Raw genomic sequence first — 22,379 nt, 5'->3', positions numbered from 1 at the left:
GTCAGGCCTCACTTTCGTCGCGTGCAGCCGGGCCGGCGGCGCCGGCTGCGATGGATCGGATCGCATCAGTGATGCGGTCTCGATCGATGGGGTCGGGGATGCGGAAGTAGCTGTCGACGGAGACGACCTCGTCGGCCTCCGGCGCGGGCGCGGTCTCGGGCCGGTGCAGGCGCCAGCCCAGCAGGAGCAGGCCGTCGGTCTCGACCACGCGGTCGATGGTCAGGGTGGCAGGGGTGAGCAGGTCGATGGCAGCGGCCGGGATGAACACCGGCTCCTCGCCGGCCAGGCTGAGGTCCACGCCGGCGGCGGTGACCGTGAGGCGGGCCCGGGCCCGGAAGCCGAGTCCCCGGATCGCGAGCCGTTCGAGCGGGCGGGAGCGCGGCGTGGTCGCCACGTACAGCACCGGCGCCGCGGCGAGCTCGGCCTCGTCGGCGCCGGTGCCCGGGTGGCCGGCCGCCAGTGCGGCATCCCGCCGGGTGCGCGTGCGCCAGCTTCGCCACATCAGCGTGACCAGGCCGAGCAGCACGGCCACGATGATGACGGTGGGGACGAGCCTATCCATGGCGGCGCTCCCACTGAGTCTGTGCGAGTCGAGCGGCCGCAATCTCCGCCGCCGGGCGCAGGGCGCCGTCCAGTACCGTCGGGTGGCCGTGGTGGAACGTGGCCTGCACGCGGCCGGGCAGGGTCATCGACAGGTAGGGCGAGTTCACGCCCTTGCCGGACAGGTCTGCGGTACCGAAGACGCGGCTGGCCGCCGGGTCGTAGAGCGTGAGTTCGGCCGGGGCGCCCACCTCGGTGCGCCTGCCCTGGCCGGCGAGACGGCCGATCCGGGCGGGGGTGTGCGAGAGCACCCTGGCCACGTCGGCCCAGTCGAGGTGGCCGCCCGCCACCACGGAGGCGTGCACCACGGAGAGGGCGGACTCGAGGCCGACCATGCCGTTGGCCGCCGCGTCCCATTCGCAGTCCTTCGCCTCGACCGGGTGCGGCGCGTGGTCGGTGGCGACGATGTCGATGGTGCCGTCGGCGAGGCCTGCGCGCAGCGCCTCCACGTCTTCCCGGCGCCGCAGCGGCGGGTTGACCTTGAAGCGGGCGTCGTAGCCGACGACGAGCTCCTCGGTGAGCAGGAGGTGGTGCGGGGTGACTTCGGCGGTCACGTCGATGCCGCGGGCCTTCGCCCAGCGGATGACGTCGACGGATCCGGCGGTCGAGACGTGGCAGACGTGCAGGCGCGACCCGACGTGTTCGGCGAGGAGCACGTCGCGGGCGATGATCGACTCCTCCGCGACGGCGGGCCAGCCGGTGAGTCCGAGTTCGGCCGACAGGGCCCCCTCGTTCATTTGCGCCTTCTCGGTGAGGCGAGGTTCCTGGGCGTGCTGGGCGATCACGCCGTCGAACGCCTTCACGTATTCGAGGGCGCGGCGCATGATCAGCGGATCGGCCACGCAGAATCCGTCATCGGAGAAGACCCGCACCCGGGCGCGGCTGGCTGCCATGGCGCCGAGCTCGGCCAGTCGTTCGCCGGCCAGTCCCACGGTGACCGCCCCGATCGGTTGGACGGTGACGTAGCCGGCCTGCTCGCCGAGGGCGAGCACCTGCTCGACGACCCCGGCCGTGTCCTGCACCGGGGAGGTGTTTGCCATCGCGAACACGCTGGTGAAACCGCCGCGGGCGGCGGCCTGGCTGCCCGTGAGCACGGTTTCACTCTGCTCGGAGCCGGGCTCGCGCAGGTGGGTGTGCAGGTCGACGAGGCCCGGCAGGGCGATCAGCCCGTCGGCGTCGACCGTCGCCGCCCCCGCCCGGGACAGGCCGGACCCGAGTTCGGCGATGCGGCCGCCGGCCAGCACGATGTCGGTGCGGGAACCGTCCGGCAGGGTCGCCCCTCGGATCAGGTATTCCTGCCCGGCCGCGTTTTCCTTCGGCATCTACGAATCCTCCCGGTCGCCGGACAAAAGCAGGTACAGCGCGGCCATCCGCACTGACACGCCGTTGGCGACCTGTTCGAGCACGGTCGACCGGGCCGAATCGGCCGCGGCAGACGATATTTCCAGGCCGCGATTCATCGGGCCGGGGTGCATGACAATGCTATCCGCCCGGAGCCGGGCGAACCTCTCGTCGTTGAGCCCCCATCCGCGGGCGTACTCCCGAGGGCTGGGGAAGAAGGACGCGCTCATCCGTTCGGCCTGGATGCGCAGCATCATGACCACATCCGGACCGGCATCGATCGCGGCGTCGAGGTCGAAGCCGAAGGTCGCCGGCCAGGCGGACGTGTCCGCCGGCAGGAGCGTCGGCGGAGCGACGAAACTGACCCGGGCCCCGAGGGTGGTCAGCAGCCACAGGTTCGAGCGGGCGACGCGGGAATGCAGGATGTCCCCGACGATGGTCACGGTGACGCCGTCGAGGTCCTTGCCGCGCGAAGCGGTCCCGTGCAGGCGACGGCGGATGGTGAACGCGTCCAGCAGCGCCTGGGTGGGATGTTCGTGGGTGCCGTCGCCGGCGTTGATGATGCCGGCGTCGATCCAGCCGCTCTGGGCCAGCACCAGCGGCGCCCCGGAGGCGTGGTGGCGGATGACGACGGCGTCGGCGCCCATCGCGGAGAGGGTCTGCGCGGTGTCTTTCAGGCTCTCGCCCTTCGACACGCTCGATCCTTTGGCACTGAAGTTGATCACATCGGCGCTGAGCCTCTTCGCGGCCGCCTCGAACGAGATCCGGGTGCGGGTCGAGTCCTCGAAGAAGAGGTTGACGACCGTCTTGCCGCGCAGGGTCGGGAGCTTCTTGACTTCGCGGCCTGCGACATCCGCCATGTCTTCGGCGATGTCGAGGAGCGCGATGGCCTCGTCCCGGGTGATCGTCTTCGTCGACAGGAGGTGCCTCATGCTTCGTCGCCCCCTTCGATGCTCACGAACTCGTCGCCGTCGGTTTCGGCCAGGTGCAGGTTGATCCGCTCCTCGGTCGAGCTGGGCAGGTTCTTGCCCACGAAGTCGGCCCTGATCGGCAGCTCCCGGTGGCCCCGGTCGACGAGCACGGCCAGGCGAACGATGCTGGGCCGCCCGTGGTCGCCGAGCGCGTCGAGCGCGGCGCGGATGGTGCGGCCCGAGTAGAGCACGTCGTCGACGAGCACCACGGTCCTGCCGTCGATGCTGCCGGGAACCTGGGTCGGCGCCGGGGTGCGCGTGCGAGTGCGGGTGAGGTCGTCGCGGTACAGGGTGACGTCGAGCGAGCCGACGCGGACATCCTTAGCACTGGGTTCGATCCGCTGGATTGTCTCGAAGATGCGGCGGGCGAGCACGACCCCGCGGGTGGGGATGCCGAGGATGACGAGATTGTCAGGCCCACGATTGGACTCCAGGATCTCGTGTGAGATCCGAGTCAACGCTCGGGTGATGTCAGCCTGGGTGAGCACGGTGCGTGCCATCAAACCGACCTCCTTCCCCGTCTCACAGGACGGCTGTTAAAGGATGTCTCTTTCCGCCCATGAGCCTAGCACCTCGCCGCCTCGCCCTAGCCGGTGCGGCGGCCCGAGGTTAAGCTGCCGGCATCGACGTGCACACCCTTTGCGGTTGAGGTGCAGGAAGCAGGCGCATTATGTCGACATCGGATCACGAAGACCGGGGGCCGTCACCGGTCGCCTCTGAGGTGGGCGCCCCGGCCGGCCCGATCAGCTTCGTTAGGCGCCGCGAGATCGATGAGGTCCACCGCGAGCTCGAGCTCCCGGGCCCCGATTCCCTGCCGACGCCGGAGGCCATCGCGAAATACAGGGACGCGATCTTCCATCAGTTCTTCCGGGAGCGGCCGGAGTTCACCCTGGCCTGGCCGGACAGTCTCTACATCCCGTCGGAGGCCAACTACAAGAACTACTGGATCGCCGCCCCGCCGGCCAGCCACCGCTATCGGTACCACTGGGTGAACTCGACTGATGACCGGCCCGCCGTCAGTGCGGCGTCGGAGGCGACCGGCCACCTGTTCAGCTGGGTCAACGTCTCCGGCCTGAACCCGAGCTACATCGGCTTCGCGGGGACGGGCGTCAGCCTCGTGCCCCAGGCGACCCTGTCCTACGTGAAAGTGAGCGCGGACATCGACGCACAGTTACGCGATCGGGGTGGCGTTCGAGGTCGAGATCACCTTCGACTGCCGCGACCGGATCGGCCGACCGTACAAGAAACAGCCCGGCGACGACATCCGGCTGTGGGCGTCGATCGCCGGCAACGTCGCCAGCATCACCGTGTCGACCTGAGCCGCGCAGGGTGTTGGCCCGCGGCTCGTCCTGCGGGGCTGGTCCTACGCGGAGGGTGCGGTCTGCGCGATCCGGCCGAGGAGTCCGTTGACGAACCCGGCGGAGTCATCCGTCGACAGCACCTTCGCGGCTTCGACGGCCTCGTCGATGGCCACCGCGTGCGGCACGGCGTCGTTGTAGAGGATTTCCCAGATGCCGATCCGCAGGATGGCCCGGTCGATGATCGGCATGCGCGACAGGGTCCAGCCCTGCGAGTAGGTCTCGATCAGTTCGTCGATCTCTTCGCGGTGGTCGACGATGCCGTCGACGATCTCCCGGGCGTAGAGCCAGGAAGCCTGCCGTGCCGTCTCACTGACCGCGCGCTCCGCCTCGGCCGCGAGGGATTCCGCGATGGAGATCTGACGCACATCGGCGACGTAGAGGATGTCGATGGCGCGCTTGCGCGCTTTGGTGCGAGCGCTCACTAGTTGACGCGACCGAGGTAGTCACCCGTGCGGGTGTCGACCTTGACCTTGGTGCCCTGCTCGAGGAACAGCGGAACCTGGATCTGGTAGCCGGTCTCGACGGTGGCGTTCTTGGTGCCGCCGGTCGACCGGTCGCCCTGGAGGCCGGGCTCGGTGTAGGTGATTTCCAGCACGACGGATGCCGGCAGCTCGACGTAGAGCGGGTTGCCGTTGTGCAGGGCGATCGTGACGTTCTGGTTCTCGAGCATGAAGTTGACGGCGTCGCCGACGACCGCGGCCGGAACGTGGATCTGGTCGTAGTCGGAGACGTCCATGAAGACGTAGGAGTCGCCGTCGGCGTACAGGTACTGGAAGTCCTGGCGGTCGACGTTCTCGGTCTCGATCTTGGCGCCGGCGTTGAAGGTACGGTCCACGGTCTTGCCGCTGACGACGTTCTTCATCTTGGTGCGAACGAATGCACCACCCTTGCCCGGCTTGACGTGCTGGAACTCGATGACGGCCCAGAGCTGGCCATCGATGTTGAGGACGACGCCATTCTTGATGTCGGCGGTAGATGCCATGGGGAGGGTAATCCGTTCAATTGGGAAGGTGCGCGGCCGATTCGACCTCAAACGAGCATAGTTGCCCATCCTGAAAGCGCCAAAGGCGCCCCCGCGTTCCCCGCCCCACTCCCCGCGAAACCGCAGTTGTGCGCGCTAAAACGCCCTCATAACGCGCACGAGTGCGGTTTCGCGGGGGGTCGGCGAGGGGTTAGCGAGGGGTGGTGAGGTAGTTGAGGGCGAGGCGGTAGGAGTCGAAGCCGAGGCCGGCGATCACTCCGGTGGCGACGGCGCTGACGACGCTCGTGTGCCGGAATGTCTCCCGGGCGTGCGGGTTGGAAATGTGCACCTCGATCAGCGGAACGCCGGCCTTTGTCACCAGGCCGGCGGCATCCCTCAGCGCGTAGCTGTAATGGGTGAAGGCCGCCGGGTTCAGGATGACGGGCGTGCCGGCGTCGACGGCCTCGTACAGCCAGTGAATGAGCTCGGCCTCGTCGTCGGTCTGGCGCAGGTCGACCGTGACGCCGGCGGGGGCGGATGCGCGGAGCAGCGCTCGCAGTTCGTCAAGGTCAGCCGACCCGTAGACATCGGGTTCACGGCTGCCGAGGCGCCCGAGGTTCGGGCCGTTCAGAACGAGGACTGTGCTCATTCCCACAGCCTAGAGCAGCACGCGGCGGGGCAGCACGGCGGGGCGCTGCGGCAGGACGGCGCCGGGGGTACTGTGTGCTCCACCAAACGAAGGAGACCACCATGGCCGGACTTGCACGCCGAGAAAAATTTGACCTGCCGGAGCCCTTCCGGCGTTTCCTTGAGGGCGACTGGGACACCACGTCGATGAAGGTGGAGGAGTTCCGGGACGGCAACACGCTCGTGGTCAGGGCGGAGGTTCCCGGCATCGACCCGGAGAAGAACGTCGACATCTCGGTGAGTGACGGGGTGCTTCACATCCAGGCCGAGCGCGAGGAGAAGAGCGAGCAGAAGCTCAAGGACGGCTACCGTACGGAGTTCCGTTACGGGTCCTTCACCCGGGACATCCCCCTGCCCGTTGGCTGCAAGGAGGAGGACGTGAAGGCGACCTACCGTGACGGGGTGCTCGAGGTCCGGATTCCCGTTCCGGAGAAGAGCACGACGTCGTCGAAGATCCCGATCTCCAGGGCCTGAGCGACCCCGGCCGGCTCAGTCGAACGAACTCATCAGCCGGGACCGGATCAGGAAACGCACCCCGCGCGGGGCCTCGGCTGAGAATCCGCTCCCCCGGCCGGCGACGACGTCGACGGTGAGGAAGGTGTGGCTCCAGTACTCGAACTGCTCGGCCGACATCCAGAAGTCGATCGACTGTGACTCGCTTCCCGGCGGGGCGATGTCGAGCCGGCCGAGCAGCACGTCCCGGTCGGAGGTGATGAACTCACCGGCCGGGAAGCACATCGGCGAACTGCCGTCGCAGCATCCGCCCGACTGGTGGAACATCAGCGGCCCGTGCTCATCCCACAGGCTGCGGAGCAGCAGGGCGGTGGCGGGCGTGAACTCGACCCGTGGGCGGGTCTCGCCGGTGATGGTGACGGATGCCGTGACGACGGGCTGGGACATGTGCGTGACCCTCCTCGGATCGACCGGCCGGCTGCCGGCGACGAGCGTCGCCGGCAGCCCGCCGGGGTGCGGCCAGGGGCCTAGAAGAAGCCCAGGGCGTTCTCGGAATACGACACCAGCAGGTTCTTCGTCTGCTGGTAGTGGCCCAGGGCGAGTTTGTTGTTCTCGCGCCCGATCCCCGAACTCTTGTAGCCGCCGAAGGCCGCCCCGGCCGGGTAGGCGTGGTAGTTGTTGACCCACACCCGGCCCGCCTGGATGTCCCGCCCGGCCCGATAGGCGATGTTGCCGTTGCGCGACCACACGCCGGCGCCGAGGCCGTACAGGGTGTCGTTGGCGATCGAGATGGCGTCGTCGTAGTCCGTGAAGCTGGTCACCGCGAGCACCGGGCCGAAGATCTCCTCCTGGAACAGGCGCATCTTGTTGTGCCCCTCGAAGATGGTCGGCTGCACGTAGTAGCCGCCGCTGAGGTCGCCGCCGAGGTCGACCCGCTCGCCGCCGAGCGCCAGCTTCGCGCCCTCCTGCTTGCCGATGTCGATGTAGGAGAGGATCTTCTCGAGCTGGTCGTTGCTCGACTGCGCGCCGACCTGGGTGTCGGTGTCGAGCGGGTTGCCCTGGACCGCCTTGCGGGTGCGCTCGACCGCATCGGCGAGGAAGCTGTCGTAGATGGGCTTCTGCAGCAGCGCACGGCTGGGCGCCGTGCAGACCTCACCCTGATTGAACGCGAAGAGCACGAATCCTTCCTGCGCCTTGTCGTAGAACGCGTCCTGCTCCTGGGCGACGTCGCTGAAGAAGATGTTGGGGCTCTTGCCGCCGAGCTCGAGGGTCGAGGGGATGATGTTGGCGCTGGCGTACTGCATGATCAGGCGACCGGTCGAGGTCTCCCCCGTGAAGGCGATCTTGCGGATCCGGTTCGACGAGGCGAGCGGCTTGCCCGCCTCGATGCCGAACCCGTTGACCACGTTGACGACCCCGGCGGGCAGCACGTCACCGATCAGTTCGAGCAGCACGAGAATCGACACCGGCGTCTGCTCGGCGGGCTTGAGTACAACAGTGTTGCCGGCGGCCAGCGCGGGGGCCAGTTTCCAGACGGCCATCAGGATCGGGAAGTTCCACGGGATGATCTGCCCGACGACGCCGAGTGGCTCGTGGAACTGGTACGAGACCATGTCGCCGTCCAGTTCGGCGTGGTCGCCGTCCTGGGCCCGGATCGCGGAGGCAAAGTAGCGGAAGTGGTCGGAGGCGAGCGGGATGTCCGCGTTCAGCGTCTCGCGCACGGGCTTGCCGTTGTCCCAGGTCTCGGCGACGGCGAGCAGCTCGAGGTTGGCGTCGATGATGTCGGCGATCTTGTTGAGCACCGCGGCGCGGGTCGTGGCCGAGGTCTTTCCCCAGGCCGGCGCGGCCTTGTGGGCGGCATCCAGGGCCAGTTCGATGTCCTCGGCGGTGCCACGGGCGACCTCGGCGAAGGCCTTGCCGGTGACCGGCGAGATGTCTTCGAAGTACTGTCCCTTGACCGGCTTGACCCATTCACCGCCGATCCAATTCTCGTAGCGGGGCTTGAGGGTGACCTTCGAGTCGGGTGTTCCGGGGGCTGAATAGACGGTCATGGCGCTCCTTTGTCGACGACGGTGTCGATGCACGCAGCGTCAGCTGCGGCTCTCCTCGGAGCCTAGGGAGGGCAAGGTTGCCACAGGGTTGCGAAAAGTTGCGGGGTTGCGAATGGTCGCGCGCCTACCCGAGCTCAGCGTCGATCCGCTTGAGCCGGGCGACGACGGTGGCCCGCTTGGGCGACCGGGCCGGCAACAGTTCGAGGCAGGCACGCCAGACCTCGGTGTCGTAGGTGGCCTCCTCGGTGCGCGCGTACTCGAGCAGCAGCTCCGCGGAGGCGTCGCTGAGCATGGCCTCGCGGAGCCGCGCGCTGACCTCGGCCCGGATCGCGGCCACGCCCGGCGCCGTGGAACCGGGCAGCACCGGCCCGCGGTAGGCCCCGAGTGCCACCCGGTGGGCGCCGCGCTCGAGGAAGGCGAGCACGCGCTGGGCATCCAGTTCGATCGATGCATCGAGCCGGTAGGGCCGGGAGCTGATGGTGAATGCCCGGCCGAGCGGATCGAGCGCCTTCCGCAGCCGCACCATTTCGGCGCGGAGGGTGTCGACGCCGCCGGCCTGGTCGCTGAGCAGGAGCGCCAGGCGCTCAGCGGAGAGGCCCTCCCGGTGCCAGGCGAGCAGGGTCAGCATCTCGGCGTGCCGGGGGCTGACCTCGAGGTTGGCGCCGCCGACCTCCAGCTGGCCGTGGTCCCGGCCGAGCACCTGCAGTCCCGCTGGAGCGGCCTTTCGGGGCGGGGGCGGCGTCAGGGCCACCTGGAAGCGCGCGGTGGCGCCGCGCTCCGGCGGAAGTCCGAGGCGCTGGATCCGCAGCTCGGCCTCGACCGCGGCCACGGCGGCCTCGACGAGGGGCAGGGTCTGCGGGGCGACCGCGTCGTCGCCGCCGGTGATGTCGATGACCCCGAGAAGGGCACCCGAATCCGGGTCGTGGATCGGCACGGCCGTGCAGCTCCACGGATGCGCCAGCTGGTTGAAGTGCTCGGCCCGCTGGATCTGGATCCCATGGTTGAGTGCCAGCGCGGTCCCCGGGGCGCTGGTCCCGACCCGGCGTTCGGACCAGTCGGCGCCCTCGACGAAGAGCATCGACTCGGCCTTCTGCCTCAGCACGTGGTCGCCGTCAATCCACAGCAGGCGCCCCGATTCGTCGCCGACGGCCACGATCAGGCCGGCCTCGAAGGCATGCCGGATGAGCAGGTTGTGCACGACGGGAAGAACCGACGCCAGCGGATGCCGGCGGCGAAGATCCCGAAGCTGCTCAGCGGTCAGTTCCGGCTCGGCGCCGGCCAGCGACGGGTCGACCCGGTGGGAGAGCGAACGCTGCCAGGACTCCTGCACGAGTTTCCGCACCCCGGTGAGGGTGGCACGGTCCGAGACGGCGGCCTCGTGCGCCCGCGCCAGCAGCGCGAAGGACTCCCGTTCGGACTCGCCGGGGGCGCGGACCGTCCATGGACTGGTCATCACCCTCCGATCCACGCTGGTCGTCGGCGAGGAGGGCTGCGGCCATCGCTCGGGATCCCCATCGTATGTCACGAATCCGGCCGCGCAGATTCGCCGAACTGTGAGTTTGGCACCTTCCCGAGCACAACGAAGGTGCCAAACTCACAGTTCGGCGAAGGGAAGGAGGGAGGGAAGAGGGCGGGGGTTAGGAGCCGATTTCCTGGTAGGCCGCGAAGAGCAGCGACGCGTCGGGGGCCTCGAGCACCGTCGGCTTGCCGATGTCGTCGAGCACGATGAAGCGCAACATGCCGCTGCGGGTCTTCTTGTCCCGCTGCATGGTCGCCAGGAGCGTGCTCCACCGGCCGACCGGGTAGCTGACCGGGAGGGTGAGGGATTCGAGGATGCGCCGGTGCCGGTCGGCGGCCTCGTCCGAGAGACGCCCGCTCAGCCGGGCGAGTTCCGCGGCGAACATCATGCCGACGGCGACGGCCGCCCCGTGCCGCCAGCCGTACCGTTCGGCGTGTTCGACGGCGTGGCCGAGGGTGTGGCCGTAGTTGAGGATCTCGCGCCGGCCCGACTCCCGGAAGTCCTCCCCCGTGATCCGCGCCTTCATCTCGATGGCGAGTTCGACCACCCGGCGGAACTGCGGGGTGTGCGGGTCGGTCACGGCTGCGACATCGTCTTCGATGATGTCGAGGATCTCGGGAACCTGGATGAACCCGGCCTTCACGATCTCGGCGAACCCGGCGAGGATCTCGTTCCGCGGCAGGTCGTCGAGCACGTCGAGGTCGCAGAGAACGGCCGCGGGCGCGTAGAAGGTTCCGACCAGGTTCTTTCCCTCGGCCGTGTTGATGCCGTTCTTGCCGCCGATGGCGGCGTCGACCATGCCGAGCACGCTGGTGGGCACCTGCACCAGGCGCACTCCCCGCAGCCAGGTCGCGGCAACGAAGCCGGCCAGGTCGGTCACGGCGCCGCCGCCGAAGCCGATCACGGCATCCGTGCGGCTGAAGTCGGCCTGCCCCATCACCTGCCAGCAGAAGGCGGCCACCTCGACCCGCTTGGCGGCCTCGGCATCGGGCACCTCGGCGATCAGCACCTCGTAGCGATCGAGGAGGCTTTCGCGCAGCGCGACGGCACGCGCTCCGAGTGTGGAGGTGTAGACGATGAGCACCTTGCGCACCTCGGCGCCGAGCTGGTCGGCGACGCCGGCGACGAGCCCGCGCCCGATCAGCACGGGGTACGGGTCCGCGCCGCTGACGGTGATCACGGTGGTGTCGGAGTCTGCCGCCGGGAAGGTTGGTTCTGGAGTTGTTGTGTCGGTCACGGTTTCTCTCTGGTCCAGGTCACGATGTCATCGGCGATGTCGCCGACCGAACGGGTCGATGTGTCGAAGTGGATGTCGGCCAGTGACTCGTACACCGGGCGGCGCTCGTCGAAGATGCGCTGCCAGTCCTCGATGCCGTTGGCGATGAGCGGGCGCTTGCGTCCGCGGATCCGCTTCGCCGCCGCGGCCGCGTCAACGCTGAGGTACACGACACTGCACCGGGCCAGGTCGGCTCGGGACTCGGCGTCGAGCACTGCTCCCCCGCCGAGCGAGACGACGGCCTCTTCGGCCAGGGCCTCGGCGACGACCTCACGTTCGATCACCCGGAAGTACTCTTCACCCTCGCGCGCGAAGATCTCGGCGATCGGACCGTACCGGTCGACGATGCGCTGGTCGGTGTCGATGAACGGCACATTCAGGGCGCGGGCGACGCGGCGCGCGATCTTCGTCTTGCCCGCGGCCATCGGGCCGATGAAGGCAAGCGGGAACAGCTGCCCGAAGGATGCGCCCATGGCTAGAGCGACGCGTCGCTGGACGCGCCGGTCTTCAAGTTGGCCGGGATGTTCGCGAGGTAGCCGTCGAGGTTGCGCCTGGTCTCGCCGATGGAGTCTCCGCCGAATTTCTCGAGCACGGAGTTGGCCAGCACCAGGGCGACCATAGCCTCGGCGACCACGCCCGCCGCGGGAACCGCGCACACGTCGGAACGCTGGTGGTGCGCGGGGGCGGCCTCGCTGGTGGCGACGTCGACGGTGCGGAGGGCCCGGGGAATGGTGGAGATCGGCTTCATGCCGGCGCGAACCCGCAGCACGGTGCCCGTGCTCATGCCTCCCTCGGTGCCGCCGGCCTTGTCGCCGGCCCGCTGGATGACGCCGTCGGCCTGGACGAGCTCGTCGTGGGCGGTGGACCCGCGGCGCGTGGTGGTGAGGAAGCCGTCGCCGACCTCGACGGCCTTGATCGCCTGGATGCCCATCAGCGCCGCGGCGAGCTGGGAATCGAGCCGGCGGTCCCAGTGCACGAAGGAACCGAGGCCGGGAGGGAGGTTGTAGGCGAGCACCTCAACAATGCCGCCCAGAGTGTCACCGTCCTTGTGCGCCGCATCCACCTCGGCCACCATCAGCGCGGATGTCTCCGGGTGGAAGCAGCGCAGCGGGTCCGCGTCGAGGGCGTCGACGTCGCCGGGGTGCGGCAGCGGGGCATCCTCGGGGACCCGGACCGGCCCGATCGAGAGGGTGTGGCTGACCAGGGTGATCCCCAGCTCGGCGAGGAAGGCCCGGGCGACCGCGCCCAGGGCGACCCGGGCGGCGGTTTCGCGGGCGCTGGCCCGCTCGAGCACGGGACGGGCCTCGTCGAAGTCGTACTTCTGCATGCCGACGAGGTCGGCATGGCCGGGCCTCGGCCGGGTGAGGGGCGATCCGCGGCCGCGGGTCAGGGTGGCGGGGTCGACCGGTTCCGGGCTCATCACCTCTGACCATTTGGGCCACTCGGTGTTGCCGATGCGCAGCGCGACCGGGCCCCCCATGGTGAGCCCGTGGCGCACCCCGCCGGACAGGGTGAGCTCGTCCTGCTCGAATTTCATCCGGGCGCCCCGGCCGTAGCCGAGTTTGCGGCGTGCGAGGTCGAGGCGGATATCGGTGAGGGAGACCGGGATCCCAGCGGGCAAACCCTCGACAATGGCGATGAGTTCGGGGCCGTGGGACTCTCCGGCTGTGAGCCAACGAAGCATGACTCCTATCCTCCCACAGGCTCCTCCGCCAAAGCGCCGCGCATCGCCTGCAAAACCTCGTCTTCCCGGGGCAGCGGTTCGAACGGATCGCCGCTGACGAAGATGCGCACCTGGATGAGTGCCTGGTGCAACAGCATCCCGAGGCCCGAGCACACGGTGCCCCCCGCGGCCTGCCAGGACCGGGCCAGCGAGCTCGGCCACGGGGAGTAGCTCACGTCGAACAAGACGGCCCGGTTCCGAAGTTCCGCCGGGAACTCGGCCGCCAGCACAGGCCCGCCCGGCAGGGTGCTGATCACGAGGTCGCTCTGCCGCTCCGGGCTGGCGAGGCTGGTCAGGTTCGCCACCGTGACGGCCACGCCGACGCCGTGGCCCAGCTCGATGAGGGGACCGGCCTTGGACGGGGTGCGGACGACGACGTCGACGGATTCCGCGCCGAGCTCTGCGGCGGCCACGAGCGCCGAGGCCGCGGTCGCCCCCGCCCCCAGCAGGGTGACGTGGGTCGCGCGGGTGAGACCGGCGTCGGCCAGGGCTCGGACCAGCCCCGTGACATCCGTGTTGAACCCGGTCAGGGTGGGGCCGGCGTCCGAGCGGCCGAGGAGCACCGTGTTCGCCGCGCCGGTGAGGGTCGCCATCCGATCGAGGCCGGTCAGGAGCGGCATGACCTCCTGCTTGAGCGGCATGGTCAGGGACAGGCCGTGCCACTCCGCGCCGAGGCCGGCGAGGAAGTCATCGAGCTCCCCGGCGCGCACTTCGATGGCGTCATACTGCCAGTCGAGGCCCAGGGTGGCGTAGGCGGCCCGGTGGAGCGCCGGGGACTGGGAGTGCGCGATCGGAGATCCCAGCACGGCGAGGCGCTGCACGGGCCGGTTCGGCAGTTCGTTAGCCATACTCGGGGTGGTCCTTCATCCAGGCCAGCCATTTGGCGACGGCGACTTCGTGATCCTTGAGCGTGGACGAGAAGATCGTCTCGCCCGTGTCGAGGTTCCAGGACACGAAGTATAGCCAGGGCCCGTCGGCGGGGTGCAGGGCCGCGTCGATGGCCAGGTCCCCGGGGTTCGAGATCGGCCCGGCCGGGAGGCCCGGGTGCACATAGGTGTTGTACGGGTTGCTCGCGTCGGCGCGCTCGGCGTCCGTCGTGGTCGCAACGTCGGTGTTTCCCGTTCGGTACGTCACGGTCGCGTCTGACTGGAGCAGCCCGCTCGGCCACAGCTGGGGGTTGAGCCGGTTGTAGAAGACCCGCGAAACCTTGAAGTAGTCCTCGCGGAGCCCCGCCTCGCGCTGGATCAAAGCGGCCATGGTGATGGTCGTCCATCGCTTGTCCTCGCTCACCCCGGCATCGTCGAGAGCCTTGAACTGGCGGTCGACGAGGGTCTTGATGGCATCATGGGCGGTCACGCCGGGCGTGAAGTTGTAGGTCGCCGGGAAGAGGAATCCTTCCAGGCTGGTCGCCTCGGCGGGAAGTCCGAAGGAGGCGACACTCTTCGCCGCAGCCTCGATGTCGGCCAACGGAACATCCGTCCCCTCCGCGAGCGACTCCAGGGCGACGGCAGCGGTGGTGCCCTCCGGGATGACGACGGTCTGCTCGAGCTTGTTCTTCTTGTCGAGCAGGGCGTCGAGCGCCGAGCGGGCGCTCATCTTCGCGGCCAGCTGGTACGCGCCCGGCTGGAATACGGGTGCGGGTGATTTGGCGAGCAGCAACTTGTAGAAGGCCTCATAGCTCTTGACGACTCCGGCTTCCGCGAGGGTGCCGGCGACATCTCCCCCGGTGTCTCCGTCGTGGATCATCACGACGAGCTTCTTCCCACCGGAGCCCTCGTAGTCGGGCGGCCCCTGGGTCGAGGCGTACAGCTGGGACAGCGGTCCCTGCAGGGCGAACGCCCCGGCCGCCAGAAGCAGGACGAACACGAGCAGCACGCTCACGCAGCCCCAGGCTCCCCGGCGGCTCCTGATGCCCGGTCGCGGCCCGTTCGAGGGATCGGCCCGCCCCCCGGATCGCGGGACGCGACCGCGCGACGCCCGGGCGGCCCGGCGCGAACCGCCCGTTTCCCCGGCTGCCGCCCCGGATGCCGTACCGGGCGTCGAGCCCGCTGCCGAGCCGGCCTCGCCGCCCTGGTGAGTCTCCGTCGCACCGGTCAGGAGCTCTTCCCAGCCACCGGCCGGATCATCGCGCGGCGAACCGTCGCCCGGCGTACCCTCGTTCGGCGAATCAACGGACTCCGGTGGGGTGTGCGACACGGTTTTACGGCCTTTCGGGCGGGTCGGCGGTCGGCTCTCTCGGTGGATCCACGAGCGTGCCGGGGGGCCTGCCCGAGGCTCGCTCGGTGTCCAGAGCGTGTTGCAGAATTATAGTAGCGGCCACCTGATCGATCACCGGGCGGTGGGTTTTCGCCTTGCGACCGGATGCCCGCAGCACCGACTGGGCGGCGACGGTGGACAGCCGCTCGTCAACGAGCCGCACGGGCACCGGGAGCGCCCGCTCGAGGGCCTCCGCGAAGCCCACCGCGTCGCCCGTCGAAGCCGTCGTCCTCCCCGAAAGCGCCAGCGGGAGCCCGACAATGACCTCCACCGCCTCGAGTTCCGCGACGATCCCGCGAATCCGGGCGATATCGACGACGCCGGCGCTGTCGCGGTTCACCGTTTCGACGGGCGTCGCGAGCATGCCGTGGGCGTCGCTGCGGGCGACTCCGATCCGGGCCGTTCCGACGTCGACACCGACCCGCACGCCGTGGCGCACGTCTTAGCGGGCCACAGCCGTGCGAACGGCGTCGAGTGCGCTGGGAACGGCGGAGACGTCCGTGCCGCCGCCCTGCGCGAGGTCGTCCTTGCCGCCGCCGCCGCCGCCGAGGATTCCGGCGACCTGCTTGGCCAGGGCACCGGCCTTGTGGCCGGCGTCGCGGGCGGCCAGGTTGGTCGCGACGATCACGACCGGCTTCTCACCGACCGTTGCGGCCAGCGCCACGACGGCCGGCTCGCTGCCGAGCCGCTCACGGGTGGCGGTGACGAGCATCCGCACGTCGTCGGCGGATGCCAGGGTGCCCAGGTTCTCGGCAACGAGCATGACCGACCCGGCCCGGGACGCCGTCGCCAGGAGGGCCGGAACGCGATCGGAGAGGGCGCGCGCCTCGTAGGCGGCGATCTTCTTCTCCGCCGCCTTGAGGTTCTGGAGCAGGTCGTTGATGCGCTCCGGGAGCGCCTCCTTGGGCGTTTTGAGGTTCGCGGTGAGCTGCGACACGATCGCGCGCTCTGCCGCCAGGTCGCGGAACGCTTCCAGGCCGACAAGCGACTCGACGCGCCGGTTCGTCGAACCGACGGAGGCCTCGCTGACCAGGTTGATCATGCCGATTTCCGCACTCGTCGACACGTGGGTTCCGGCGCAGAGTTCGCGCGACCAGGGCCCGCCGATATCGACGACACGCACGCGGTCGCCGTACTTCTCGCTGAACAGGGCCATGGCGCCCAGGGCCTTGGCCTCGGTGAGATTCATTTCCCGGGTGACGACCTCGAGGTTCTCCCGGATGGCGTTGTTGGCGATCTCCTCGATCTCGCTGCGCGTCGCCGGCGAGAGCGCCTGGTTCCAGGAGAAGTCGAAGCGGAGGAACCCGGCCTTGTTGTACGAGCCGGACTGGTGCGCGTTCGGGCCGAGCACCTGGCGGAGGGCCGCATGGAGGATGTGCGTCCCGGAATGGGCCTGGCGTGCCCCGCGGCGCCAGTCGGCGTCGACCACGCTGGTCGCGCTGTCGCCCACCCCGACCTCACCGCTTCGCACCTGCACCTTGTGGCTGATCAGTCCCGCCACCGGCTTCTGCACGTCGAGCACTTCGAGTTCGTAACCGGGGCCGACGATGAGGCCGGCGTCGGCCTCCTGGCCGCCGGATTCCGCGTAGAGCGAGGTCTCCGAGAGGATGACCTCGGCGATCTCCCCGGCGACGGCGTTCGTCACCGAGGCGCCCTCGACGATGAGGCCGAGGATGGACGACTCGGTCTGCAGGGTGTCGTAGCCGGTGAAGACCGTCGCGCCCTGGGCGCGGAACGCGCTGTAGACGGACAGGTCGGCCAGGGTGGTCTTCTTCGCTTTCGCGTCGGCCTTGGCCATGGCGCGCTGCTTGGACATCAGGGCGTCGAAGGCCTCGCGGTTGACGCTGAGCCCGGCTTCCTCCGCCATCTCGAGGGTCAGTTCGATCGGGAAGCCGTAGGTGTCGTGCAGCAGGAACGCGGTGTCCCCCGGCAGTTCGGCCCCGGCCGCCTTCTTCGTTTTGGCCACGGCGACATCCAGCACGGCGCTGCCGCTGGTCAGCGTGCGGAGGAACGTCTCCTCCTCGGCGTACGCGGCCTGGCTGATCCGGTCGTAGTCGGACTTGACCTCCGGGTAGGCGTCGCTCATCGCGTCGCGCGACGCGGGGAACAGCTCGGGGAAGGTCGCGCCCTCGACACCGAGGAGTCGCATCGCACGCACGGTGCGGCGCATCAGGCGGCGCAGGATGTACCCACGGCCTTCGTTGGACGGCATGACGCCGTCGCTCATCAGCATCAGCGAGGAGCGCACGTGGTCGGCCACGATGCGCATCCGCACGTCGTCCTCATGGTCGGCGCCGTAGGCACGCCGGGAGAGCGCTGCGGCGCGGTCGAGGACCGGGCGGACCTGGTCGATCTCGTACATGTTCTCGACGCCCTGTTTGAGGAAGGCGACGCGCTCCAGGCCCATGCCGGTGTCGATGTTCTTCTTCGGCAGGTCGCCGAGGATTTCAAAGTCGTCCTTGCCGGTGCCCTCGCCGCGGAGGTACTGCATGAAGACGAGGTTCCAGATCTCGACATACCGGTCGTCGTCGGTGGCCGGGCCGCCGTCGGCGCCGTAGGCGGGGCCGCGGTCGAAGAAAATCTCCGAACACGGACCGGCGGGCCCTGACTGGCCGGTCGACCAGTAGTTGGATTCCTTGCCGAGACGCTGGATGCGGTCGGCGGGCACGCCGATCGCCCGCCAGTAGCCGAAAGCCTCATCGTCGTCGAGGTAGATCGTGACCCAGAGGTCCTTCTCGAGGAAGCCGTAGCCGCCTGCCGACTCCGGCGTGGTGAGGAGCTCCCAGGCGTACTGGATCGCCTGCTCCTTGAAGTAGTCGCCGAACGAGAAGTTTCCGGCCATCTGAAAGAAGGTGCCGTGGCGAGGAGTCTTGCCGACCTCTTCGATGTCGTTGGTACGGATGCACTTCTGCACGCTGGTGGCCCGCGGGTAGGGCGGCGGCACCAGGCCGGTCAGGTACGGCACGAACGGGACCATACCGGCCACGGTGAAGAGGAGGGTGGGGTCGTCGCTGACGAGGGACGCCGACGGCACGACCGTGTGTCCACGATCGGCGAAGAAGGCGAGCCAGCGCCCGCGAATTTCAGCAGTCTGCATGGGTTCCGTTGCTTGAAGAGAGGGCGAAAAAAGTGGAGGGGGTGCTGCCTACGGCTTCGTCACGCCGTCGAGGGCCTTGTCGACGGCCGTGTCGACGTCGCCGAGGGCGGCGCGCAGTTCGGCCTCCCGCTCGCGGTAACCATCCGAAATGGCTTCACCGAACTCGCGGGCCTTCGCGTCGAGGTCGTTGAAGAACTGCTTGCCCTGCTGGGTCTTGTTCGCCTCGTGCGCGAGGACGAAACCGACTGCTACGCCAACGGCCAGCCAGATGACATTCTTCATTTCGGTACTCCCTGATGTGTGTTGCGACTGTTCGGCGACTCGCGGCGGAGACGCAACGATCTGAATCCAGCGTAGCGGTCTAGGCTCGCCGGCGGCGGGCGCCGCCGGGGCGGCCGGCCCGGAACGCCGCACGCACACCGGCCGAGAAGCCGGCCAGCTTGATCAGCGGGCCACCCACCGTTGACGCGAACAGGGCGACGAGGGCGGAGGCGTTGCCGGTGGCATCCGCGATATTGCTGGTGATGGTGTCGACCCTGGCAAGCTGCTGGTTCGTTTCCCGGATGGTCGTCGTGCCTTCCTGGAGCAGGGGCGCGACCTCGCGGCTCAGCTCGCGGATGGCCAGGGTGGTCTCGTCGAAAACGCGCCCGAGCTTGACCAGCGGCAGGGCGAGGACGCCCACCAGGACCGCGAAAACTCCTGCGGCGATCAATCCGGCGATATCTCCACCTGACATTGACAACACCTTCCATTCCGGAATCGGCATGCATTGGTCGCGAAATACGCGAAGGGCGGGCCACCCACTGGGTGACCCGCCCTCAAGCGTAGTTCAGACGCGACACCCCAGGGGGGTGCCCGGTGAGCTAGCGCGCTGCGTAGTACTCGACGACGAGCTGGACTTCACACGTCACGGGGATTTCGATGCGCTTGGGGCGACGCACGAGGCGGGCCTGCAGCTTGTCGAGTTCGACCTCGAGGTAGACCGGGAGCTTGGGGAGCAGGTCGACGTGGCCGCCGGCGGCTGCAACCTGGAACGGCTCCATGCCCTCGCTCTTGGGCTTGACGTGCATGAGCTGACCCGGCTTCACGCGGAAGGACGGACGGTCGACCAGCTGGCCGTCGACAAGGATGTGACGGTGCACGATCATCTGACGGGCCTGGGCGGTCGTGCGGGCGATGGCCGAGCGCACGAGGAGAGCGTCGAGACGGGTCTCGAGGATCTCGACCAGGTTCTCACCGGTCAGGCCCTGGGCGCGACGCGCTTCCTGGAAGGCGATCTTGAGCTGAGCCTCGCGGATGCCGTACTGGGCACGCAAGCGCTGCTTTTCGCGTAGGCGCACGGCGTAGTCCGAGTCGGTCTTGCGCTTGGTACGGCCGTGCTCGCCCGGAGCGTACGGACGCTTCTCGAGGTACTTGGCCGCCTTCGGGGTCAGGGCGATGCCCAGTGCACGAGAGAGGCGGGTCTTGCTGCGGGTACGTGACTTGGTAGACACGGGTTCCTTTCGATGGAGACTCAAACACAGGGAAGCCAGGGCGCACGCGCTACAAACACACGGGCGTCATGGGAGATCAGAGGGTTGGTGCCACGGGCCGCTCGGCTACAGAGCGAATCCCATCCAAACCGGAGTTGGGCGCAGCCGCACGCCAAAACCAGTTGTAGGCAGCCTTCAGACTAACACAGCGTCTAACCGCCGCGGATGATCCGGCGCAGCTTCGCGAGGCGCGACGAGACCTCGCGCTCATGGCCGTGTTCGGTGGGTTCGTAATAACGCACGGTCTTGAGCTCGTTCGGCGGATACTGCTGGGCGAGCACGCCGAGCGCGTCGTCGTGCGGGTACTTGTAGCCCTTGCCGTGGCCGAGTCGCTTGGCGCCCGGGTAGTGCCCGTCGCGCAGGTGCTTGGGCACCCGGCCGGTCTTGCCCGCCCGCACGTCGGCGATGGCGGCATCCAGCGCCAGGTAGGCGGCGTTGGACTTGGGGGCCGTCGCGAGGTGCACCACGGCCTGGGCGAGCGGAATCCTGCCCTCGGGCATGCCGATGTACTGCACGGCGTCCGCGGCGGCGATCGCGATCACGAGCGACTGCGGGTCCGCCATCCCGATGTCTTCCGAGGCGAGAACGATGATGCGACGGCAGATGAAGCGCGGGTCTTCCCCGGCCTCGATCATGCGGGCCAGGTAGTGCAGCGACGCGTCGACGTCGGAGCCGCGCACCGACTTGATGAACGCGCTGATCACGTCGTAGTGCTCATCGCCATTGCGGTCATAACGGAGCAGCGCGCGGTCGACGGCGAGCGAGACGATCTCCGTGGTGATCACGGGCCTGGTGTCGGTGCCCTCATCGGTGGTCGTGGCGGCACTGGTCGTGGCGGCACTGGCCGTGGCGGCACTGGTTGTGGCGGCACTGACGGAAGCCGCCTCGAGCGCGGTGAGCGCGCGCCGGGCGTCTCCGGACGCGAGCCGGATGATCGCCGCGCGCGCCTCGCCGTCGAGCACGAACTTGTCGGCGAGACCCCGGGGATCCACGACGGCGCGGTCGACCACGATGGCGAGGTCGTCGTCGCTGAGCGTTTCGAGGGTCAGCAGGAGCGACCGGGACAGCAGCGGCGAGATGACCGAGAAGGAGGGATTCTCGGTGGTCGCCGCCACGAGGATGATCACCCCGTTCTCCACGCCCGGAAGCAGGGCATCCTGCTGGGCCTTGCTGAAACGGTGGATCTCGTCGAGGAAGAGCACCGTCGACAGCCCGTAGAGGTCGCGGCTGGTGCGTGCCTCCTCCATCACCTGGCGGACATCGCGCACACCGGCGGAGACGGCCGAGAGTTCGACGAAGCGGCGGCCGGAGCTGTGGGCGATGGCCTGGGCCAGGGTCGTCTTGCCCGTCCCGGGCGGGCCCCAGAGGATGACCGAAACCGAGCCCCGCTCCCCCGTCTTGTCACTGGCCAGGCTGACCAGCGGCGAGCCGGGGGTCAGCAGGTGCCGCTGACCGGCGACCTCGTCGAGGCTTTTCGGGCGCATCCGCACGGCGAGGGGGGTTGCGCCACTGCGCAGTCCCGGTTGGGCATCCGACATGACTCCAGCGTAGTTTGTGCCGCCGACCGCGGCTGCCCGGTCCCCGCGCGGCACTCTGCCCGCTTCCGCCGGGTTGCGTAGAATTCAAGCGGCGGCACCGCTGCCCCCTTTTTGCCTACCCGCCCGGTGGCGGCCCCTGGAGGATTGACGTGGTTCCGAGCACCAGGCAAGACCGTGTGTCCCGCGAGGCCAGGGCCAGGGCGCGCGCCTACCAGGCGCGGCAGGCCGTGCACGAACACCAGCAGAAGCGCCGGAAGCGCGACAACGTGCTCGCCTGGAGCGCGCTCGGCCTGGTGCTGATCCTCGCCGTGGGCGCGCAGCTGCTCTTCTTCACCGGCGGGCCGGGCACCCCGGCCCCGAGCGCGGGCGCGACGCCCACGCCCAGCTCGTCGGCCCCGGCGGGGGCGAACTCGGGCGACGTCCCGCCCAGCAGCCTGGCCGAGGGCCGCACCTGGACGGGCTCACTCACCCTCAACGACTCGGCTCTCGGTTTCGAACTCGACGGCAAACTGGCCCCGCAGGCCGTGTCGTCAACGGTCGACCTGGTCAGGACCGGCTTCTACGACGACGTTTCCTGCCACCGGCTCACCATGGGCGGCTTTTTCGTGCTGCAGTGCGGCGACCCCGACGGCACGGGCTCGGGCGGCCCCGGCTACAGCTACGGTCCGGTTGAGAACGCCCCGGCGGACGACGTGTACCCGGCGGGCACGATCGCCATGGCCCGCCAGGGCGGCAACGCGTACAGCATGGGCAGCCAGTTCTTCATCGTCTACGAGGACACGACCATCCCGGCCGACGCGGCCGGCGGATACACCGTGCTGGGCAAGATCACGAGCGGCCTCGATGAGTTGAAAGCAAAAATCACGGATGCCGGGACCAAGGACGGCAAAACGGACGGCGCGCCGAAGGTCCCGACCGCGATCACGGCGATAACAGTTCAGTAGTTTCAGGCGAGCGACGCGCGGGCTTGCAATAGGCTGGGTGCAGTATTGCCCCGTTCGGGGCCACGCAAC

24 protein-coding genes are annotated in these 22,379 nt (G+C 69.0%); 3 read left to right on the top strand and 21 right to left on the bottom strand.

Annotated elements, in window-relative coordinates:
- Position 1: 1 nt before the first annotated feature.
- Genes E3T33_RS02775 through pyrR form a run of 4 tightly spaced genes read right to left on the bottom strand, consistent with a single transcriptional unit; the run spans position 2 to position 3,415 of the window.
- Positions 2-562: a hypothetical protein gene (locus E3T33_RS02775; protein WP_092322040.1), complete on the bottom strand. Its 561-nt coding sequence runs from the start codon at positions 560-562 to the stop codon at positions 2-4.
- Positions 555-1,922, bottom strand: coding sequence for a dihydroorotase (locus E3T33_RS02770; protein ID WP_134574692.1), 1,368 nt, complete (start codon positions 1,920-1,922; stop codon positions 555-557). Before E3T33_RS02770 ends, E3T33_RS02775 begins: the two co-directional genes overlap by 8 nt.
- The gene (locus E3T33_RS02765) at positions 1,923-2,873 is read right to left on the bottom strand and encodes an aspartate carbamoyltransferase catalytic subunit (RefSeq protein WP_134475119.1); all 951 of its coding nucleotides are present in this window, start codon (positions 2,871-2,873) and stop codon (positions 1,923-1,925) included.
- The gene (pyrR, locus tag E3T33_RS02760; RefSeq protein ID WP_092322044.1) at positions 2,870-3,415 is read right to left on the bottom strand and encodes a bifunctional pyr operon transcriptional regulator/uracil phosphoribosyltransferase PyrR; all 546 of its coding nucleotides are present in this window, start codon (positions 3,413-3,415) and stop codon (positions 2,870-2,872) included. Before pyrR ends, E3T33_RS02765 begins: the two co-directional genes overlap by 4 nt.
- A 681-nt stretch (positions 3,416-4,096) precedes the next feature.
- On the opposite strand from pyrR, the gene E3T33_RS15640 reads away from it, so the two are divergent.
- A complete protein-coding gene (locus tag E3T33_RS15640) occupies positions 4,097-4,231 on the top strand; it encodes a hypothetical protein (RefSeq protein WP_277870619.1) in 135 nt (44 codons plus the stop codon).
- Between the two features lie 44 nt (positions 4,232-4,275).
- Here the strand turns inward: E3T33_RS15640 and nusB are convergent, their stop codons facing one another.
- The 3 genes from nusB to E3T33_RS02745 all read right to left on the bottom strand — a co-directional run bounded on the left by nusB (position 4,276) and on the right by E3T33_RS02745 (position 5,883).
- Complete coding sequence (nusB, locus tag E3T33_RS02755; RefSeq protein WP_134574691.1) at positions 4,276-4,695, bottom strand: transcription antitermination factor NusB; 420 nt, start codon at positions 4,693-4,695, stop codon at positions 4,276-4,278.
- Complete coding sequence (gene efp / locus E3T33_RS02750; RefSeq protein ID WP_092322047.1) at positions 4,695-5,255, bottom strand: elongation factor P; 561 nt, start codon at positions 5,253-5,255, stop codon at positions 4,695-4,697. The genes nusB and efp overlap by 1 nt, the downstream gene beginning before the upstream one ends.
- A gap of 190 nt (positions 5,256-5,445) precedes the next feature.
- On the bottom strand, positions 5,446-5,883 hold the full coding sequence (locus E3T33_RS02745) for a type II 3-dehydroquinate dehydratase (protein WP_134574690.1): 438 nt from the start codon (positions 5,881-5,883) through the stop codon (positions 5,446-5,448).
- A 101-nt stretch (positions 5,884-5,984) separates the two neighbouring features.
- Between E3T33_RS02745 and E3T33_RS02740 the strand changes: the two genes are divergently transcribed.
- Positions 5,985-6,395 (top strand): Hsp20/alpha crystallin family protein, encoded by a 411-nt coding sequence (locus tag E3T33_RS02740; RefSeq protein ID WP_092322050.1) that lies wholly within the window; start codon positions 5,985-5,987, stop codon positions 6,393-6,395.
- Between the two features lie 15 nt (positions 6,396-6,410).
- Here E3T33_RS02740 and E3T33_RS02735 read toward each other — a convergent pair whose 3' ends face one another.
- The 14 genes from E3T33_RS02735 to E3T33_RS02670 form a co-directional block, all read right to left on the bottom strand.
- Positions 6,411-6,821: a DUF779 domain-containing protein gene (locus E3T33_RS02735; protein WP_092322052.1), complete on the bottom strand. Its 411-nt coding sequence runs from the start codon at positions 6,819-6,821 to the stop codon at positions 6,411-6,413.
- 80 nt (positions 6,822-6,901) lie between these two features.
- Positions 6,902-8,425 (bottom strand): aldehyde dehydrogenase family protein, encoded by a 1,524-nt coding sequence (locus E3T33_RS02730; protein WP_134574689.1) that lies wholly within the window; start codon positions 8,423-8,425, stop codon positions 6,902-6,904.
- A gap of 124 nt (positions 8,426-8,549) precedes the next feature.
- A complete protein-coding gene (locus E3T33_RS02725) occupies positions 8,550-9,878 on the bottom strand; it encodes a GAF domain-containing protein (protein ID WP_134574688.1) in 1,329 nt (442 codons plus the stop codon).
- Between the two features lie 184 nt (positions 9,879-10,062).
- Complete coding sequence (aroB, locus tag E3T33_RS02720) at positions 10,063-11,181, bottom strand: 3-dehydroquinate synthase (RefSeq protein ID WP_134574687.1); 1,119 nt, start codon at positions 11,179-11,181, stop codon at positions 10,063-10,065.
- Complete coding sequence (locus E3T33_RS02715) at positions 11,178-11,693, bottom strand: shikimate kinase (protein WP_134574686.1); 516 nt, start codon at positions 11,691-11,693, stop codon at positions 11,178-11,180. The genes aroB and E3T33_RS02715 overlap by 4 nt, the downstream gene beginning before the upstream one ends.
- A 2-nt stretch (positions 11,694-11,695) precedes the next feature.
- Positions 11,696-12,904, bottom strand: a complete 1,209-nt coding sequence (gene aroC / locus E3T33_RS02710) for a chorismate synthase (RefSeq protein ID WP_092322058.1) — start codon at positions 12,902-12,904, stop codon at positions 11,696-11,698.
- A 5-nt stretch (positions 12,905-12,909) separates the two neighbouring features.
- Complete coding sequence (locus E3T33_RS02705) at positions 12,910-13,791, bottom strand: shikimate dehydrogenase (RefSeq protein WP_134574685.1); 882 nt, start codon at positions 13,789-13,791, stop codon at positions 12,910-12,912.
- On the bottom strand, positions 13,784-15,139 hold the full coding sequence (mltG, locus tag E3T33_RS02700) for an endolytic transglycosylase MltG (RefSeq protein WP_241982802.1): 1,356 nt from the start codon (positions 15,137-15,139) through the stop codon (positions 13,784-13,786). The genes E3T33_RS02705 and mltG overlap by 8 nt, the downstream gene beginning before the upstream one ends.
- A 4-nt stretch (positions 15,140-15,143) precedes the next feature.
- Positions 15,144-15,638: a Holliday junction resolvase RuvX gene (gene ruvX, locus E3T33_RS02695; RefSeq protein WP_174843267.1), complete on the bottom strand. Its 495-nt coding sequence runs from the start codon at positions 15,636-15,638 to the stop codon at positions 15,144-15,146.
- 3 nt (positions 15,639-15,641) lie between these two features.
- A complete protein-coding gene (alaS, locus tag E3T33_RS02690) occupies positions 15,642-18,296 on the bottom strand; it encodes an alanine--tRNA ligase (protein ID WP_134574683.1) in 2,655 nt (884 codons plus the stop codon).
- Positions 18,297-18,344: 48 nt separating this feature from the next.
- Complete coding sequence (locus tag E3T33_RS02685) at positions 18,345-18,578, bottom strand: hypothetical protein (RefSeq protein WP_092322064.1); 234 nt, start codon at positions 18,576-18,578, stop codon at positions 18,345-18,347.
- A gap of 79 nt (positions 18,579-18,657) precedes the next feature.
- The gene (locus E3T33_RS02680) at positions 18,658-19,032 is read right to left on the bottom strand and encodes a DUF948 domain-containing protein (protein ID WP_092322065.1); all 375 of its coding nucleotides are present in this window, start codon (positions 19,030-19,032) and stop codon (positions 18,658-18,660) included.
- Positions 19,033-19,159: 127 nt separating this feature from the next.
- Positions 19,160-19,789, bottom strand: a complete 630-nt coding sequence (gene rpsD, locus E3T33_RS02675; protein WP_092322067.1) for a 30S ribosomal protein S4 — start codon at positions 19,787-19,789, stop codon at positions 19,160-19,162.
- 191 nt (positions 19,790-19,980) lie between these two features.
- Positions 19,981-21,366 carry a replication-associated recombination protein A gene (locus E3T33_RS02670; protein WP_134574682.1) on the bottom strand — a complete coding sequence of 462 codons (1,386 nt, stop codon included), beginning with the start codon at positions 21,364-21,366 and terminating at the stop codon, positions 19,981-19,983.
- A gap of 149 nt (positions 21,367-21,515) precedes the next feature.
- Here E3T33_RS02670 and E3T33_RS02665 point away from each other — a divergent pair, with 149 nt between their 5' ends.
- A complete protein-coding gene (locus tag E3T33_RS02665; RefSeq protein WP_134574681.1) occupies positions 21,516-22,310 on the top strand; it encodes a peptidylprolyl isomerase in 795 nt (264 codons plus the stop codon).
- Positions 22,311-22,379: the final 69 nt, after the last annotated feature.

Source organism: Cryobacterium sp. TMT1-2-1 (assembly GCF_004403955.1).
GTDB classification, from domain to species: domain Bacteria; phylum Actinomycetota; class Actinomycetes; order Actinomycetales; family Microbacteriaceae; genus Cryobacterium; species Cryobacterium psychrotolerans.
Note: the sequence above shows the minus strand (reverse complement) of the source record. Positions and strands in the feature narration are given on the sequence as shown.

Coding starts and splice junctions, on each gene's coding strand:
- E3T33_RS02775 (WP_092322040.1), bottom strand. CDS start 562: ATGGATAGGCTCGTCCCCACCGTCATCATCGTGGCCGTGCTGCTCGGC.
- E3T33_RS02770 (WP_134574692.1), bottom strand. CDS start 1,922: ATGCCGAAGGAAAACGCGGCCGGGCAGGAATACCTGATCCGAGGGGCG.
- E3T33_RS02765 (WP_134475119.1), bottom strand. CDS start 2,873: ATGAGGCACCTCCTGTCGACGAAGACGATCACCCGGGACGAGGCCATC.
- efp (WP_092322047.1), bottom strand. CDS start 5,255: ATGGCATCTACCGCCGACATCAAGAATGGCGTCGTCCTCAACATCGAT.
- E3T33_RS02745 (WP_134574690.1), bottom strand. CDS start 5,883: ATGAGCACAGTCCTCGTTCTGAACGGCCCGAACCTCGGGCGCCTCGGC.
- E3T33_RS02740 (WP_092322050.1), top strand. CDS start 5,985: ATGGCCGGACTTGCACGCCGAGAAAAATTTGACCTGCCGGAGCCCTTC.
- E3T33_RS02735 (WP_092322052.1), bottom strand. CDS start 6,821: ATGTCCCAGCCCGTCGTCACGGCATCCGTCACCATCACCGGCGAGACC.
- E3T33_RS02730 (WP_134574689.1), bottom strand. CDS start 8,425: ATGACCGTCTATTCAGCCCCCGGAACACCCGACTCGAAGGTCACCCTC.
- E3T33_RS02725 (WP_134574688.1), bottom strand. CDS start 9,878: ATGACCAGTCCATGGACGGTCCGCGCCCCCGGCGAGTCCGAACGGGAG.
- E3T33_RS02715 (WP_134574686.1), bottom strand. CDS start 11,693: ATGGGCGCATCCTTCGGGCAGCTGTTCCCGCTTGCCTTCATCGGCCCG.
- aroC (WP_092322058.1), bottom strand. CDS start 12,904: ATGCTTCGTTGGCTCACAGCCGGAGAGTCCCACGGCCCCGAACTCATC.
- E3T33_RS02705 (WP_134574685.1), bottom strand. CDS start 13,791: ATGGCTAACGAACTGCCGAACCGGCCCGTGCAGCGCCTCGCCGTGCTG.
- alaS (WP_134574683.1), bottom strand. CDS start 18,296: ATGCAGACTGCTGAAATTCGCGGGCGCTGGCTCGCCTTCTTCGCCGAT.
- E3T33_RS02685 (WP_092322064.1), bottom strand. CDS start 18,578: ATGAAGAATGTCATCTGGCTGGCCGTTGGCGTAGCAGTCGGTTTCGTC.
- E3T33_RS02680 (WP_092322065.1), bottom strand. CDS start 19,032: ATGTCAGGTGGAGATATCGCCGGATTGATCGCCGCAGGAGTTTTCGCG.
- E3T33_RS02670 (WP_134574682.1), bottom strand. CDS start 21,366: ATGTCGGATGCCCAACCGGGACTGCGCAGTGGCGCAACCCCCCTCGCC.